Origin of the sequence: Streptomyces sp. NRRL S-495 (genome assembly GCF_000966955.1) — a bacterium.
GTDB classification, from domain to species: Bacteria; Actinomycetota; Actinomycetes; order Streptomycetales; family Streptomycetaceae; genus Kitasatospora; species Kitasatospora purpeofusca.
The window spans coordinates 1-16498 of record NZ_JZWY01000580.1 but is presented as its reverse complement, the minus strand read 5'-3'; the positions used below and the strand labels follow the sequence as shown (position 1 = coordinate 16498).

Sequence of the window (16498 nt, the reverse complement as noted above, 5' to 3'; positions counted from 1 at the left end):
GCCACCGCCGCCGCGCCCGTCCGCCCGCCCGCCCGGCCGTCCGGAACCCCAGGGCTCCGGACGGCCGGACGAATTGTCGGTGCCCACCTCTAGGCTCGCCGGCATGACCGCCTCGACCCCTCGCCCGGTCCCGGGCCCGTCCTCCCGCCCCGCCCCGGTGGCCGTGCTCGGCGCCGACGACGCCCGCCGGATCGCCCTGCGCGCCCAGGGCCTGCTCGGTGCGCCCGACCGCCGCGGCGGCGTGCGCGGGATGCTGCGCCGGCTCGGCTCCGTCCAGCTCGACACCATCTCGGTACTGGCCCGCTCCCACGAACTCGTGCCGTACGCCCGGCTCGGCGCGGTCGGCCGCCCGGCGGTCGAGACGGCGTACTGGGGTTCCGGCACGAGCTTCGAGTACTGGTCGCACGCGGCGTGCATCCTGCCGGTGGAGGAGTGGCCGCTGTTCGCCTTCCGGCGCCGCCGCTACCGCGCGAAGACGCACGTCTGGGGCAAGCAGGGCGAGGCGGCGACCTACCGCTCGGTGCTGGACAAGCTGCGCGCCGAGGGCCCGCTCACCTCGACCGAGCTGGGCGGTGCCAAGAAGACCGCCGAGTGGTGGGACTGGTCGGACACCAAGATCGCGGTGGAGCGGGCACTGGCCTTCGGCGACGTGGTCTGCACCGAGCGCCGGAGCTGGAAGCGCGTCTACGCCCTGGCCGAACAGGCCGTCCCCGCCGAGCTGTTCGCCGCCGAGCCGGACGACGCCGAGTGCCTTCGCACCCTGGTCGCCCAGTCCGGCGCGGCCCTCGGCGTGGCCACGCGGGCCGACATCGTCGACTACTACCGGCTGCGCGCCGAGCAGGTGGACGCGGCGCTGCCCGACTCCGGCCTGGTCCCGGTCGAGGTGGCCGGCTGGGGCCCGAACGGCACCCCCGGCCCGGCCTGGGCCGACCCGGAGGCACTCGCCACGACGCCGCGCGGCCGCCACCGCACCACGCTGCTGTCGCCGTTCGACTCGCTGATCTGGGACCGTCCGCGCACCGAGCGGATCTTCGGCATGCTCCACCGGCTGGAGGCCTACACCCCCAAGCACAAGCGAGTGCACGGCTACTTCGCGATGCCGGTCCTCACCGGCGGCCGCCTGGTCGGCCGGGTCGACCCGGCCCGCGAGGGGCGGACCCTGGTGGCGCGTCAGATCTCGCTGGACTCCCCCCGACACCTGGAGGCACTGGCCGACGCGCTGCGCGAGGCGGCCGGCTGGGTGGGCTGCGACGCCGTCCGGGTCGAGGCGCTGCACGACGAGTCGCTGCGCCCGGCGCTGGAGCGACTGCTGGCCTGACGAGCGCCCCGACCGGACGCCCCGGCCGCCCCGAACGGACGCCCCGACTGCCCCGACCGCCCCGGCGGTCGGGCCCACCGGGCCCCGCAGTCACCCTATTTCGAGGATCTTCTCCCGCATCGCGTACACCACGGCCTCCATCCGGGAGTGCAGCTGCAGCTTCTCCAGGATGTTGCGCACATGGTTCTTCACGGTGTTCTCGCTGATGAACAACTCCTTGGCGATCTCCCGGTTGTTCATCCCGGTGGCCACCAGCTTCAGCACCTCCAGCTCCCGGTCCGTCAGTCGCGGCGCGGGCACCAACTCCCGTTCGTCGGAGCGGCGCTGGATCATCGACTTGAACTCGGTGAGCAGCTTGGACGCCATGGACGGGCTGATCTGTGACTGCCCGTCGGCGACCGCGCGGATCGCGGTGGCAACCTCGTCGGTGGAGATCTCCTTCAGCAGGTAGCCGGTGGCCCCCGCCTTGATCGCCTCGTAGAGGTCGGCTTCCTCGTCGCTTATCGTCAGCATGATGATCTTGGTGCTGGGCGCGACGTCCTTGATCGCGGTGCAGGCCTCGATCCCGCTGCGGCGCGGCATCCTGACGTCCATGAGGATGATGTCGGGCAGCAGGTCGGCCGCCTTGAGCACCGCCTCCGCACCGTCCCCGGCCTCGCCGACGACGGTGATGTCCTCCTCCTCGGCCAGCACGATCTCCAGGCCGCGGCGGAACAACGCGTGGTCGTCCACCACCAGGACGCGGATCGGCTCCCCCCGGCGCGGTGCGTAGTCGGACTCGGCCCCGAGGCCGGGCGACACCCCCACGACCGGCACTGTCGCGGGCCCCAGCCCGAACTGATCCCCCATCCGCTCCTCCCCCGTCGCCGGTCGTCGTCGGGCAATCATTCCACGGCCGGAGGCCCTCGCGGTCACCCTCCGGTGCCGATTGCCCCGCATTGGGTGACCTGTCCGGTGGCCGGCGTCCGCGTACCGACCCCGGAACACCACGTATCGACCCCGGGAACGCCGCATACCGACCCCGGGAACGCCGCGTACCGGCCCCGGAACGCCGCGCACTGGCCCCAGAACGCCGGTGACCCCGGCGGCGGTCGCCACCGGGGTCACCCCTCTCCTGCTGTCCGTACGGTCAGTCCTCGTCGTCGCCCGCGCCGATCGCACCGCCGGCGCCACCACCCTCGACGGTCGAACCGTCGGCCTTCAGGTGGATCACGCCGTAGTGGTAACCGTGCCGGCGGTACACGACGCTCGGCAGGCCACTGTCCTTCTCCACGAAGAGGTAGAAGTCGTGGCCGACCAGCTCCATCTCGTAGAGCGCCTGGTCGAGCGCCATCGGGGCGGCCGGGTGGGTCTTCTCCCGGACCACCAGCGGGCCTTCGCCCTCCACTTCCAGGGATCCCATCATGGTCTTGCGGACGGCACCGTTGGTGCTGCTCTCCGACGGCTTCGACTCGGGCAGCGCGGCCAGGGCCGCGGTCGCCTCGGCGACGCTGATCGGGGTGCGGCTGCCGCTGCCGCCCTTGTGGACCCGACGCCGGTCCGCGGACTTGCGCAGTTGGGCGTCGAGCTTCGCCGAGGCCAGATCGAGCGCCGCGTAGGGGTCAGCGGCGGCGGCCTCGGCCCGGATCACCGGGCCACGGGTACGGAGGGTGATCTCCACGCGGTCGGACCGGTCGGCCTGCCGCGGGTTGTGTTCCTTGGACACCTCGACATCGAGGCTGATCGCCTTGGTGTCGAACTTCTGGACCTTCTCCAGCTTCTCGGCCACGTGATCCCGGAACCTCTTCGGCACCTCGGTCTTGCGGCCCTTGACGACGATGTCCACGCAGAACTCCGATCCCTCGTTCTGTCGCCGGCCCGGGTGCTACCGGACCGGACTGAGACCAGCCGGACCAGCCGATACATCCGCCGGCCCTCCGCCCCACCGGCAACGGTGGGAACGACTGGCCCTCACTGCACTTCCTCCCCACCAGGGACGGTTGAAACCCCCTGGAGCCTTATCGAACACCTCACACGGGGTTTTCGCCTCTCCGGCGGAGAGTTCGGGTATGACGGAGTGATGGGCCGGCGGTCAAGCTGCTGCACCCCTGTCTACCCTCCCGCGAGTGAAACACAGGTAAATACCTGGACAACACCCCCCGTACGGCGCATTCTTTGCTCACTCTCCGTGCCCCACCCGCGAGGAGCAGCCGTGCTGCGGACCACCGCACCACCCCACCGGCAGTCCCACCGGCAGTCCGACCGGGGACCCTTCGCCCACGCCCTGACCGGCCTCCTCGACGCGCTGCTCCCGGCCCCCTGCGCGGGCTGCGGCGCCGACCTCGGCCATCTGTGCCCGGAGTGCCGCCACCTCCTCGCCACTACCCCGCCGGCGCCCGTCGAAGCCCTTCCCCGGGCGCACGCCGCCGCGCCGTACGACGGTCCGGTCCGGCGGCTGCTGCTCGCCCACAAGGAGCGCGGCGCGCTGGGGCTGGCCGGCCCGCTCGGCGACGCCCTCGCCCGGGCGGTGCGCTCCGCACTCGGCCCGGCCCCGGAACCGTTCCCCCTGCTGCTGGTCCCGGTCCCCTCCGCCCGGGCGGCGGTCCGCGCCCGGGGTCACGACCCCACGCTGCGGCTGGCCCGCGCCGCCGCCGGGGCCCTGCGCCGGGAGGGGCTGGACGCCCGCGCGCTGCCGCTGCTGCGCCATGCCCGTCCGGTCGCCGACCAGGCCGGGCTCTCCGCCGCCGAGCGCCACCGCAACCTGCGCGGCGCGCTCACCGTGCGACCGCCCGGCCGCTTCCACCGGCCCGGCCGGCCCGGGCCCGCCGGGTACCGGCCGGTCCTGGTCGACGACCTGGTGACCACCGGCGCCAGCCTGGTCGAGGCGACCCGGGCCCTGTCCGCCGCCGGGCTGCCGCCCGCCGCGGCCGCCACGGTCGCGGCGGCCGTCCCGCACCACCACCGGCGCCGCCCGGACACCCGCGACCAGTGACGAGCACCCGGTCGGCCACCTCACCGAGCACCGAGCACCGAGCGGCGGGTCTCAGCCCGGGTAGATGAACGCGGAGGCCTTGTAGGGCAGCACCAGCTCCCGCCACTGGTTGTTGACCAGCCGGTACGGCTTGCCCCCTTCCTTCTCCAGCGCCAGCACGGGCGGCACCGGCAGCGCGTTCGTCGCCCGGGACTCCGACGCGGCGACGGCACCCATCTCCCCGCCGCCCAGCAGCCGCGCGTCCCGGTTCTGCGACCCGTCGGTGCTGATGTACTGCAACTGCTGGGCCTTGTCCTTCTCCTTGCCCAGCACCAGCAGTTGGTCGGCCTCCGCCCAGGACACCGCCAGCACCTCCTGGAACGCCGGGTTGGCCAGCCGCAGCCCGGTGATCCTCGCAGTCGGGGCGTCCTTGGTGCCGCCGTGGACGAGCAGCCCCAGCCAGAGCCGCTGCTCCTTGCTGTCCTTGCCCTCCTTGAGCAGCAGGGCGACCCGGACGCCGTCCGAGGACACCTTGATGCCCTGCACCGAGCGCCCTGCCAGGTCGTCCACCGCCACCGGGACGGCCTGCTTGTCCCGCACCATCAGCACCCGCGGCCCGGCCGGGTCGCGGTCCACCACGTACAGGTCGCCGCGCCCGTCCCAGGTCGGCGAGGTCAGCCCGTCGTCACCCTTCGAGCCCGGGCGGCTCGGGGTGGTCAGCACCGGCTGCGGCATGGCCGGCAGCGAGTCCAGGAACGGCACCGTGAAGAGCTGGTGGCCGTCGGCGCTGATCGCCGCGGCGCGCTCGCCGTCCCGGGCCACCGCGACCGCGCCCAGCGGCCGCCCGCTCTGCTGCGCCCGCCCCAGCGGCCCGTGCACGGGCTCGCCGACGGCGTCCCCGCGCGTCTCGTGCAGCACGCCGTCGTCGGCCCGCTGGTAGAACTGCCGGGTGGACATCTGCCCGGCCAGCGAGCCGGGCCCGGTCGCGGGCTCGTCGGCGCGGCTCGCCTGACAGACCGGTCCGCCGTGCTTGGCCTTGAGCTCCAGCCGTTCGACCGGCCCGGTGCCCTGGTCGGCGAGGGTGTAGAGGAGCTGGGTGGCCATCCGCCGGCAGGCGGTGGCGCTGCCGAGGTCGACACCGATGAGCGTCACGTGCCCGGTCCGGTTGTCGTCCAGGGTCACCGACTCGACCGCGTTCGGCCCGAGGCCCGCCGGGAAGGCGGAACGGGCGACCGGCCCCAGCCAGGTCGACGGCCCCGAGACCAGCGCGCGCACCGCCGAACCCAGCGGGTCTATTCGGCGCCGCAGGTAGATCGGGTCGGCGATCAGCACGTCCTGGTTGGTCACCGCGGCAGCGGTCGGCGCGGACGGGTCGGGCGCGGCGTAGAAGAACCGGTCGACCTGGCGGTAGCTGTTGCGGAAGTTGACCTCGTTGAGGATCAGCCCGTCCGGCAGCTTGTCGATCCGCCACTCGCCGGCCTTCTCCCGCACGAAGGAGAAGTTGAACTCGATCATGCGCGGCGACTCGCCGATGTACGAGTGCCGGTCGTCCACCTGGGAGACCAGCTGCCCGGGGACCGGGATCGACACCTCGGTGTCGTTGTCGGTCACGCTCACCTTGAGGTGGCCCGGGTTGGCGGCGAGCACCTTGATGCCCGCCTCGGGGTTCCAGCTGGTCCGCGCGTCCGGCGTCAGGTACTTGCGCGCCGTCACATAGCTGTCGTCGGCGGTCAGCGCGTCGAGGAACCCGGCCAGCAGGTCCTGCGGCCTGGCTCCCTTGGCGGGCTCCACCGGGAAGACCCTGACCTGGAGGTTCTTCTCCGCCGAGCTCCTGGACAGCTCGATCTTGGCGACGCCCCCGGAATCCGGCATCGCCGCGCAGCCGCCGGCCAGCAGGGCACCCACCAGCGCGCCCGCCATCCCGGCCAGCCGCGGCTCAATCCTGGCGCTGGTCCTTCGCACGCTGCGACCCCTCCGTGTCCGTTCCACCCGTGCCGTCCGCCCCTGCGGCCCCGTCCGGCCCCGCGGTCCGCTGCGCCACCGACGGCCGGCCCGGCGTCGGGTCCACCACGACCTGGGCCCCGGTGGCACCGTACCCCGCACCGACCGGCAGCACGTCCGACGGATCGGCGCGCGGGCCCTCGGCCGCCCGCCGGCCGAGGCCGGGGCCGATGCTCAGCACTCCGCCGAGCCCGCTGCCGAACCCGCTGCCGGAGGTGTCCGGCGTCTCCGGGACGGCCTGCTCGTCGGTCGCGGTGAGGGCGGTCGCCCCGGCCGGGCGCGCGGCCCGGCGGTACGGCGCCCCGTAGGTGCCCAGGCCCCGGTTGTTGCGGGAGTCCTCGGGCTCCAGCCGGAACGGCGCCCGGCTGATCTCGCCGCCGCGGGTGCGCGGCATGGTGAGCCGGAAGTGCGAGCCGCCGCCCGGCTCTCCCCAGGCCTGCAGCCAGCCACCGTGCAGATGGGCGTCCTCGACCGCGATCGACAGGCCGAGGCCGGTACCGCCGGTGGTCCGCACCCGGGACGGGTCGGCCCGCCAGAACCGGTGGAACACCCGGGACGCCTCGCCCGGCTTGAGGCCGATGCCGTAGTCCCGGACGCCGATCGCGACCGCGCCGTCCCGCGAGCCCAGCCGGACCACGACGTCCCGGCCCTCGCCGTGCTCCAGCGCGTTGACCACCAGGTTGCGCAGGATGCGCTCGATCCGCCGGGAGTCGACCTCGGCCAGCACCGGCTCGCCGTCGCCGCGGATCACCACGGCGCTGCCCTTGGCCTGCGCCAGCGGATCGGCGGCCTCGACCACCCGGCCGACGATCTCGCGCAGGTCGACCGGCTCGGCGTCCAGGACGGCCGCGCCCGCGTCGAAGCGGCTGATCTCCAGCAGGTCGGCGAGCAGCGACTCGAAGCGGTCCAGCTGCCCCTGGAGCAGTTCGGCGGAGCGGGCCGCCATCGGGTCGAGGTCCTCGCGGCTGTCGTAGATGAGGTCGGCGGCCATCCGGACGGTGGTCAGCGGTGTGCGCAGCTCGTGCGACACGTCCGAGACGAAGCGCCGCTGCACCCGGGAGAGTTCCTCCAGCTGCCGGATCTGCGCCTGCAGCGCGTTGGCCATCCGGTTGAACGACTCGCCGAGGCGGGCGATGTCGTCGGTGCCGGTGACCTTCATCCGCTCTTCCAGGTGCCCGGCGGCCAGCCGCTCGGAGATCCCGGCGGCCATCCGGACCGGCGTCACCACCTGGCGCACCACCAGCCAGGCGATGCCGCCCATCATGATCACCACGAACACCCCGGCGGTCGCCAGCGTGCCGGTGACCAGGCCCAGGGTCTTGGTCTCCTGGCCGAAGGAGAAGACGTAGTACAGCTGGTAGCTGCCGTTGCCGGGTCCGGTGAACTGCTGCCCGAAGACCAGCCCGGGCTCGGTGTCCACGCCGCTCTCCGGCGAACGCTGGATCCGGGTGGGCTGGCTGAAGGTCTGGCCGGGCTCCTGCGCGACCCTGGCCTTCAGACTGTCGGGGATGCTGCTCGGCAGGATGTCCGCGGAGTAGCGCGGGCCGAGGCCGGCCTTCTCCGGCTGGACGGTCTGGCCGGTGCCGGGCAGCATCGCGATCACCGAGTAGACGTTCTGCCCGCTCGCCGCCAGGTCGCCGACCTGCTGGAGCAGCCAGGTGCCCAGCCCCTCGGGGGCCGGGTTGGTGGGCCCGGTCCGCAGCCGCAGGTCGTCCGCGTCGTCGATCTTCTTCAGCTCGGTCTGGAATCCCGCGAGCGCCTGGTCCCGGGCCGCCGACCGCTTGGTCTCCAGCAGCCCGGTGCGCACCTGCGCCACCACGACGACGCCCAGCACCATCACCACCACGACCGACAGCAGCAGCGTCGCCGCCACCACCCGCAGCTGGATCGACCGCCGGTACAGCGCCGCCACCCGGTTCAGGGGGCGGCGCAGCTGTCGGTTCACCAGCGCGAGCAGGGCGACCGGCCCCCGCCGGCGGCGGTTGCGCACGGTCGAACTCAGTACGTCCCCGCGCACGGCGCCGCCACCCCCGTCGGTCGCGGTACCCGGCGGGGTTTCGTCGGCCCGGTACATCACGTCAGCTGGGCCCGGCCTTGTAGCCGACGCCGCGGACGGTCACCACGATCTCGGGACGCTCCGGGTCCTTCTCGATCTTGGAGCGCAGGCGCTGCACATGGACGTTGACCAGCCGGGTGTCCGCCGCGTGCCGGTAGCCCCAGACCTGCTCCAGCAGCACCTCGCGGGTGAACACCTGCCAGGGCTTGCGGGCCAGCGCGACCAGCAGGTCGAACTCCAGCGGGGTCAGCGGGATGCCCCGGCCGTCCCGCTTCACCGAGTGGCCGGCCACGTCGATCACCAGATCGCCGATGGTCAGCTGCTCCGGAGTCGGCTCCTCGGCCCTGCGGAGCCGGGCCCGCACCCGGGCCACCAGTTCCTTGGGCTTGAACGGCTTGGTCACGTAGTCGTCGGCACCCGACTCCAGGCCGACCACGACATCCACCGTGTCGGTCTTGGCGGTCAGCATGACGATCGGAATACCGGACTCGGCCCGGATCTGCCGGCAGACGTCGATGCCGTCCCGGCCGGGCAGCATCAGGTCGAGCAGGACCAGGTCCGGCTTGGTCTCCCGGAACGCAGCTAGCGCCCTGTCCCCATCCGCGACGAAAAACGGCTCAAAACCCTCACCCCGCAGCACAATGCCGAGCATCTCGGCCAGTGCGGAGTCGTCATCAACGACGAGGACGCGTCCCTTCATGCGTCCATCTTCTCATTACCGGATTGTGACCTGCCGCACAGCAGTCCCATTGCTCCAGAACGGCCAACTGGCGATCCGGTCCAATTCAAGCCAAACCGGGCCAATTTCCCGCCCCCTTCCGCCCCCCGCGCCCCCGGCGAAGCCGACGAATCGTCCGCCCCCCGGCCGTTGCCGTTCAGCAACCGGCTCCCCCTGGGGTGCGTCCGGGCACCATGGCACGATGGGCGCTGCGCGCGGGTGAAGATCCACCCGGTACCCCGCCCCCGAAGCCCTCCGAGGAGCAGTGATGACCGACACTCCGGGCTGGGCCTCGCCCGGCTCGTCCGAGCCGCCCCGCGACGGCGCCCGGCCCACCGCCGACGCACCCGCCGCCGTGCCCGGCCAGTCGGCACCGCCCCAGGACACCCCGCCCGCCCGGGGGACCGCCCCCGGCGCCCCGCAGCCCCCCTACGCCGGACCGCAGCCCGCCTGGGGCACGCAGCCCGGCCACGGCGGACCGCCGCCCGGCTGGGGCCCGCAGCCGCCCGGCGGCGGCTACAGCTGGGGCGTGCCGCAGAGCCCCAAGCCCGGAGTGATCCCGCTGCGCCCGCTCGGCCTCGGCGAGATCCTCGACGGCGCGGTCTCCACCGTCCGCAAGCACTGGCGGGTCACCCTCGGCCTCGCCCTCGGCGTCGCGGTGGTCCAGCAGGGCGCCTCGCTCGGCGCCCAGCTCGCCATCCAGGGGGACACCGGCGACCTCACCCCGGTCCTGACCGCCCTGATCAGCCTGCCGCTCTCGATGCTGCTCGGCGTGGTCGCCTCGGCCCTGCTGACCATGGTGGTCAGCCGCGCCATCCTCGGCCAGGCCGTGTCGATCGGGGACGCCTGGCGCGACGCCAAGCCGCGGCTGCTCCAGCTCGTCGGCCTCACCCTGCTCACCGGTCTCATCGCCGGCGGCATCGTCCTGCTGGGCTTCGCCCCGCTGATCGGCTACCTGGTCGCCGGGGCCGAGGAACCGGCGATCGTCGGCCTGCTCGTCGTCGTGGGCCTGCTCAGCCTCCCCGTCGCCATCTGGATCGGCATCCAGCTCAGCCTGGCCGCCCCCGCCCTCATGCTGGAGAAGCAGGGCGTCATCACCGCCCTCTCCCGCTCCCGCCGGCTGGTCCGCCGCTCCTGGTGGCGGATCTGCGGCATCACCGTGCTGAGCCAGATCATCGCCGCGGTCGTCGGCGGTGTGATCAGCACCCCGTTCACGATCGCCGGCATGGTGATCGGCTTCGACGACTTCCTCGGGCAGGTCGACGCCGGGCAGAGCGGCAGCATGCCCGCCGCCATGCTGATCACCATGGCGATCGGCGGCGTCCTCTCCTCCACCGTCACCCTCCCCTTCACCGCCACCATCGGCGTGCTGCTCTACGTCGACCAGCGGATCCGCCGCGAGGCCCTCGACATCGAGCTCGCCCGCGCCGCCGGCCTGCCCGAACACGGCGGCACCGGCTGGGGCGACCAGGCCGGCCCCGCCCCCGCAAGGCTCTGAGCCCGATGCCGATCCGGGGGGAGATCGTCGTGCTCGCGGGTGGTGCCCCGGTCACGACACCGCGCGACGCAACCAAGGACGCGGCCCGCGACGAACTGCTCAACGCCGACTACCACCGCCACGACCCGAGCCTCCAGGAACGGGTCATCGACTGGATCACGGACCGGATCGACGAGGCGCTGGGCGCGCTCACCGGCGACGGCACCGGCGGCGCCACCGGCCTGGTCCTGTTCCTGCTGGTGGCCGCGATCATCGGCGCCGCCCTCTGGTGGCGCCTCGGCGCGCCCAAGCGGGCCGCCCGCACCCACACCGGGGTCTTCGGCGACATCGGCCCGCGCAGCGCGGCCGAGCACCGGGCCGACGCCGAACGGCACGCCGCCGCCGGCCGGTGGACCGAGGCCGTCCGCGAGCAGATGCGCGCCCTGGTCCGCGGCCTGGAGGAGCGCACCCTGCTCGACGCCCGCCCCGGCCGCACCGCCGACGAGGCCGCCGCCGAGGCCGGCCGCGCCCTGCCCGGCCACGCGGCCGAGCTCGCCGCGGCCGCCCGCGCCTTCGACGACATCGCGTACGGCGAGCGCACCGCCGACCAGGGCGCCTACCAGTCGCTGCGCGACCTCGACCGGGACCTCGAACGCGCCCGCCCGGTCCTCGCCCCGGCCGCCGGAGGAGCCGCATGACCAGCGCCACCCCCGCTCCGCCGACCGACCGGGCCGCCGCCCCGCGGCCCGCCCCGACCGCCACCAGCACCGCCCCCACCGGCCGCGGCCTGTGGCGGCGCACCCGCTGGTACCTGCTCACCGCCGCCCTCCTGCTGCTCGCCGCCGTCCTGCTCGCCGCCGTCAACCAGGAACGCCGGTACCCACCGCTCGACCCCCGCTCCTACGAGCCCACCGGCAGCCGCGCCGTGATCGCCCTCCTGGAGCGCGAGGGCCTCAAGGTCGACCTCACCGCCGACCCGGCCGTCCGGCCCACCGGCACCGACACCCTCGTCCTGCCCGAACCCGACCTGCTCACCCCCGAGCAGCTGACCGCCGTCGCCGCCGCCAAGTACGGCCGGCTGGTCCTGGTCGCCCCCGGCCCCGCCGCCCTCAGCGCCCTCGTCCCCGGCGTCCGCACCTCCGACGAGAACGGCGGCATCCCCTACGCCGGCGTGCGCACCACCGACCCCGGCTGCTCCCTCCCCGAAGCCGTCCGGGCCGGCAGCGCCCACCTCGGCGGCCTGCTCTACACCGCCGGCAGCCGCGGCGAGGGCTGCTACCCGCGCGGCCACGGCTACCCCCTGGTCGCCGTCACCACCGGCCGGAACACCGACGTCGTGGTCCTCGGCAGCGGCGAGTTCCTCACCAACGAGCTGCTCGGGAAGGACGGCAACGCCGCCCTGGGACTCGGCCTGCTCGGCTCCCGGCCGCACCTCACCTGGCACCTGCCCGACTACACCGCCCCGGTCGCCGAGGGCGGGCGCAAGAGCTTCCAGGACTACATCCCCGAGGGCTGGACCTGGGCCGGCTACCAGCTCGCCATCGCCGTCGTGCTCGCCGCGCTCTGGCGCTCCCGGCGGCTCGGCCCGGTGGTCAGCGAGCAGCTGCCGGTCGTGGTCCGCGCTTCCGAGACCACCGAGGGCCGCGCCCGCCTCTACCGCCGGGCCAAGGCCCGCGGCCGCGCCGCCGACGCCCTGCGCCGCGCCACCGCGCTGCGCATCGCCCCGGCCCTCGGCGTCCCGCCGGTGGCCGGCGCACCCGACCCCACCGCCCTCTGCGCGGCCGTCGCGGACCGCCTCCCCGAGCGGCCCGCCGGGGACGCCGCGGCCCTGCTGTACGGCCCTCCCCCGACCGACGACGCCGCACTGCTGCGGCTCGCCGACGACCTCGACACCCTCGAAAGGCAGGTACGGAAGCCGTGACCGAGAAGGCCACCACCCAGCTCCGCATCACCCCCGGCCCGGCGCCCGTCACCACCGGCACCACCGTCCCCGGCAGCACCGCTCCCGGCACCGCCGGCGACCCCCGGCTCGGCGACCCGCGCGAGGCGCTCACCGCCCTGCGCGCCGAGATCGCCAAGGCCGTCGTCGGCCAGGACGCCGCCGTCACCGGCCTCGTCGTCGCCCTGCTCTGCGGCGGCCATGTGCTGCTCGAAGGCGTCCCCGGCGTGGCCAAGACCCTGCTGGTCCGCACCCTCTCCACCGCGCTCAGCCTGGGGACCAAGCGCATCCAGTTCACCCCCGACCTGATGCCCGGCGACGTCACCGGCTCCCTGGTCTACGACGCCCGCACCGCCGAGTTCTCCTTCCAGCCCGGCCCGGTCTTCACCAACCTGCTGCTCGCCGACGAGATCAACCGCACCCCGCCGAAGACCCAGGCCGCCCTGCTGGAGGCCATGGAGGAGCACCAGGTCACCGTCGACGGCGAGCCGCGCGCCCTGCCGGTGCCGTTCCTGGTCGCCGCGACCCAGAACCCGGTCGAGTACGAGGGCACCTACCCGCTGCCCGAGGCCCAGCTCGACCGCTTCCTGCTCAAGCTGATCCTCCCGCTGCCCGACCGGGACCAGGAGTTCCAGGTCCTCGCCCGGCACGCCGCCGGCTTCGACCCGCGCGACCTCGCCGCGGCCGGCGTGCGCCCGGTGGCCGGCCCCGAGCACATCGCCGCCGCCCGCGAGCAGATCGCCAAGCTGACCGTCGCGCCCGAGGTGCTCGCCTACATCGTCGACCTCTGCCGGGCCACCCGGCAGTCGCCCTCGCTCTCCATCGGCGTCTCCCCGCGCGGCGCCACCGCACTGCTCGGCGCCTCCCGTGCCTGGGCCTGGCTGGCCGGCCGCGACTACGTCACCCCCGACGACGTCAAGGCACTCGCCCTGCCCACCCTGCGGCACCGCGTCGCCCTGCGGGCCGAGGCCGAGATGGAGGGCGTGACCGCGGACTCCGTGATCCAGGCCGTCCTCGCCCAGACCCCGGCCCCGCGCTGATCCCCGCCCCGGGTATCACCGCCCCACGTTTCGCCGCCTCACCGTCGGCCCCGACGAAGGAACGCACCGCATGGCCATCACCGGGCGAACCGCCCTGCTCGCCGCGCTCGGCGCCCTCGTCACGGGCCTGCTGCTGCCGTCCTGGGCGGGCATCGGCGCCGTCACCGGCGCGGTCCTGCTCGCTGTCGCCGTCGACCTGGTGCTCGCCGCCCCCGTCCGGAGCCTGCGGATCGACCGGGGCGGCGACACCACGGTCCGGCTCGGCGAACCCGCCTCGGTCGAACTGACCGTCACCAACCCGGCCGGACGGCCCCTGCGGGCCCGGATCCGCGACGCCTGGGCCCCGTCGGCCTGGCGGCCCGGCACCGGCTTCGCCGCCTCCCGGCACACCCTGCGCGTCCCCGGCCACGAACGCCGCCGCGTCACCACCGTCCTCACCCCGACCCGGCGCGGGGACCACCACGCCCACAAGGTGACCGTCCGTTCGCTCGGCCCGCTCGGCCTGGCCGGGCGTCAGGGCTCGCACCTCGTCCCCTGGACGGTCCGCGCCCTGCCCCCGTTCGCCAGCCGCAAGCACCTGCCCTCCCGGCTCGCCCGACTGCGCGAACTCGACGGCCGGACCTCGGTCCTGACCCGCGGCCAGGGCACCGAGTTCGACTCCCTGCGCGAGTACCTGCCCGGCGACGACATCCGCTCCATCGACTGGCGGGCCAGCGCCCGCCGCCACACGGTCGCCGTCCGCACCTGGCGGCCCGAGCGCGACCGGCACATCCTGGTCGTCCTCGACACCGGCCGCACCTCCGCCGGCCGGGTCGGCGACGCACCCCGGCTCGACGCCTCGCTCGACGCCGCGCTGCTCCTCACCGCCCTCGCCACCAAGGCCGGTGACCGGGTCGACCTGCTCGCCCACGACCTGCGCAAGCGGACCGCGGTGGCCGGCCGCTCCCCGGTCGAGATCCTCCCGGCCTTCACCAACGCGATGGCCGCCCTGGAGCCCGCCCTCTACGAGACCGACATGCGCTCGCTGGTCGCCACCGCCCTGAAGATGGCACCGCACCGCTCGCTGATCGTGCTCCTCACCGGCCTGGACGCGGCATCCGTCGAGGACGGCCTGCTCCCGGTCCTGCCGCTCCTCACCAAGCGCCACGAGGTCGTGCTCGCGTCCGTGTCCGACCCCCACCTCGACGAGCTCGCCGCCGGCCGCGGCACGGTCGAGGCCGTCTACGGTGCCGCGGCCGCCGAGCAGACCCGCGCCGACCGCCGTCTCACCGCCGACCGCCTCACCCACGCCGGCATCACCGTCCTCGACGCCCCGCCCACCTCCATCGCCCCCGCCCTGGCCGACACCTACCTCGCCCTCAAGGCCGCCGGCCGCCTCTGACAAAGACTCCCGGCCCCGTCCGGGGAGCACGGAAAAGCCCCGCCACCGGATGGCGGTTTCTAGGGGTCGTTGCAACACGTGGTCGGTTTGATCAGGCCGCGAGCAGTTTATGCAGGCGCTCGGCTGGGGTTTCCCAGCCGAGCGTTTTGCGTGGGCGACCGTTGAGTTCGGCGGCGACGGCCACCAGGTGGTCCGGGGCGTGGACGGCCAGGTCGGTGCCCTTGGGGAAGTACTGCCGCAGCAGACCGTTCGTATTCTCGTTCGATCCGCGCTGCCAGGGGCTGGCCGGGTCGCAGAAGTAGACCGGGATGCCGGTGGCGACGGTGAACGACCCGTGGGCGGCCATCTCGGCGCCTTGGTCCCAGGACAGCGACCGCACCAGGTGGCCGGGCAGGGTCCGCACGGTGTCCACGAGGGCATCGTGCACGCGCTCGGCGGTGCGACCGTTCGGCAGGTGCAGGAGCATCACGTAGCGGGTCGCGCGTTCGACCAGGGTGCCGATCGCCGAGGCGCCGTCCTTGCCGATGATCAGGTCGCCCTCCCAGTGTCCGGGCACCGCACGGTCCTCGACCTCGGCGGGACGTTCGCTGATCATCACCATGGGATGGGCGAACCTGGGCCTGCGGGCGGCGGCCTGGCGGTGGGGAACCCGCCGGGCCCGGCCGGAACGCAGGGCGCCGGCCAGTTCGCGGCGCAGTTCACCGCGTCCCTGCACGTAGAGGGCCTGGTAGACGGTTTCGTGGGCCACGTGCATCTCCGGCCGCTCGGGAAAGGTGTCCCGCAGAGCCTGGCAGATCTGCTCCGGGCTCCACTTCTTGGCCAGGTGGCGCTGGATGAAGTCCCGGAGTTCAGGGTTCTGGCCGATCTTGCCGGGCTTGGGACGCGGCCTGCGGGCGTCGGCACGGGCGTGGGCGGCGTGGGGACGGTAGTGCTGTCGGCCGCGGGGGTCCACCGTGCTGTTGCGGCGGATCTCCCGGCTGATCGTGGACGGGCTGCGGCCCAAGTCGACTGCGATCGCCCGGATGGTGGCCTTCTCCCGGAGCCGGTCCGCGATGTGGATGCGCTCGTCCTGGCTCAGGTGGCGGCCCCGGGTCTCGGGACAGGCCGCCCGCTCGGGTCGAGCGGGCGGCCTGAACCTTGCGGGGTCCGTCCGGCCGTTGCGCCACTCGCGGCCGGTCCGCTCGTGGATGCCCACGAGCCGGGACGCCTCCTTGTTGCCATAGCCCTGATCCATGAGCCGGAAGTATTCCGACCGCTCACGGACCAGCCTCCTCGGCCCCTGGGCCACCGCCCGGTTCTTGCGGATCTTGAAGTCCATCGCACCCCTCGGGCTGGGGTGTTGCAACGACCACTAGAACCCAAGGATCGGTGGCGGGGCTTTTGAGTCCCTTTCGACAGATGGTGGACCTCCCCCACCCGGGCACTCGCCGAATGCCCCCAAGGGCCTTTCCCGGCGCTTCTCGGGGCCCTGGAAAACGTACTCCGCCGCGGAATCGGACGGCATTCCCGCTCGGACGACACCTTCTTTGCCAGTACCGACCCGGGGAAATGCCTCGACCGAAAGCGTCCTGAAAACGCAAAGAACCCCCGTCGGTTTCCCGACGGGGGTTCTTCACAA

At 73.9% G+C, this 16498-nt stretch carries 13 protein-coding genes; 7 read left to right on the top strand and 6 right to left on the bottom strand.

Going from position 1 to position 16498, the window contains the following annotated elements; genetic code table 11:
* Window positions 1–103: 103 nt before the first annotated feature.
* The gene (locus tag VR45_RS27775) at window positions 104–1318 is read left to right on the top strand and encodes a crosslink repair DNA glycosylase YcaQ family protein (RefSeq protein WP_045942588.1); all 1215 of its coding nucleotides are present in this window, start codon (window positions 104–106) and stop codon (window positions 1316–1318) included.
* A 90-nt stretch (window positions 1319–1408) separates the two neighbouring features.
* Here the strand turns inward: VR45_RS27775 and VR45_RS27770 are convergent, their stop codons facing one another.
* The gene (locus VR45_RS27770) at window positions 1409–2125 is read right to left on the bottom strand and encodes a response regulator transcription factor (RefSeq protein ID WP_341845492.1); all 717 of its coding nucleotides are present in this window, start codon (window positions 2123–2125) and stop codon (window positions 1409–1411) included.
* 322 nt (window positions 2126–2447) lie between these two features.
* Window positions 2448–3143 (bottom strand): ribosome-associated translation inhibitor RaiA, encoded by a 696-nt coding sequence (gene raiA, locus VR45_RS27765; RefSeq protein WP_045942587.1) that lies wholly within the window; start codon window positions 3141–3143, stop codon window positions 2448–2450.
* Window positions 3144–3647: 504 nt separating this feature from the next.
* On the opposite strand from raiA, the gene VR45_RS27760 reads away from it, so the two are divergent.
* Window positions 3648–4289 (top strand): ComF family protein, encoded by a 642-nt coding sequence (locus VR45_RS27760; RefSeq protein ID WP_078896890.1) that lies wholly within the window; start codon window positions 3648–3650, stop codon window positions 4287–4289.
* Window positions 4290–4340: 51 nt separating this feature from the next.
* On the opposite strand, the gene VR45_RS27755 is transcribed toward VR45_RS27760, so the two are convergent.
* Genes VR45_RS27755 through mtrA form a run of 3 tightly spaced genes read right to left on the bottom strand, consistent with a single transcriptional unit; the run spans window position 4341 to window position 9025 of the window.
* Window positions 4341–6230, bottom strand: coding sequence for an LpqB family beta-propeller domain-containing protein (locus tag VR45_RS27755; protein WP_199926010.1), 1890 nt, complete (start codon window positions 6228–6230; stop codon window positions 4341–4343).
* The gene (gene mtrB, locus VR45_RS27750; protein WP_045942585.1) at window positions 6205–8343 is read right to left on the bottom strand and encodes an MtrAB system histidine kinase MtrB; all 2139 of its coding nucleotides are present in this window, start codon (window positions 8341–8343) and stop codon (window positions 6205–6207) included. Before mtrB ends, VR45_RS27755 begins: the two co-directional genes overlap by 26 nt.
* Window positions 8344–8347: 4 nt before the next feature.
* A complete protein-coding gene (mtrA, locus tag VR45_RS27745; RefSeq protein ID WP_030247322.1) occupies window positions 8348–9025 on the bottom strand; it encodes an MtrAB system response regulator MtrA in 678 nt (225 codons plus the stop codon).
* Window positions 9026–9311: 286 nt separating this feature from the next.
* Here mtrA and VR45_RS27740 point away from each other — a divergent pair, with 286 nt between their 5' ends.
* From VR45_RS27740 to VR45_RS27720, 5 genes are all read left to right on the top strand, one after another.
* On the top strand, window positions 9312–10541 hold the full coding sequence (locus VR45_RS27740; RefSeq protein ID WP_045942584.1) for a hypothetical protein: 1230 nt from the start codon (window positions 9312–9314) through the stop codon (window positions 10539–10541).
* A gap of 5 nt (window positions 10542–10546) precedes the next feature.
* Window positions 10547–11218, top strand: a complete 672-nt coding sequence (locus tag VR45_RS27735; RefSeq protein ID WP_045942583.1) for a DUF4129 domain-containing protein — start codon at window positions 10547–10549, stop codon at window positions 11216–11218.
* Window positions 11215–12441, top strand: coding sequence for a DUF4350 domain-containing protein (locus VR45_RS27730; protein WP_045942582.1), 1227 nt, complete (start codon window positions 11215–11217; stop codon window positions 12439–12441). The genes VR45_RS27735 and VR45_RS27730 overlap by 4 nt, the downstream gene beginning before the upstream one ends.
* Before the next feature lie 137 nt (window positions 12442–12578).
* Complete coding sequence (locus VR45_RS27725) at window positions 12579–13499, top strand: MoxR family ATPase (RefSeq protein ID WP_045942589.1); 921 nt, start codon at window positions 12579–12581, stop codon at window positions 13497–13499.
* Window positions 13500–13569: 70 nt separating this feature from the next.
* Window positions 13570–14880: a DUF58 domain-containing protein gene (locus VR45_RS27720; RefSeq protein WP_045942581.1), complete on the top strand. Its 1311-nt coding sequence runs from the start codon at window positions 13570–13572 to the stop codon at window positions 14878–14880.
* A 91-nt stretch (window positions 14881–14971) separates the two neighbouring features.
* Here the strand turns inward: VR45_RS27720 and VR45_RS27715 are convergent, their stop codons facing one another.
* Window positions 14972–16198: an IS30 family transposase gene (locus tag VR45_RS27715; RefSeq protein WP_045942580.1), complete on the bottom strand. Its 1227-nt coding sequence runs from the start codon at window positions 16196–16198 to the stop codon at window positions 14972–14974.
* Between the last annotated feature and the right edge of the window lie 300 nt (window positions 16199–16498).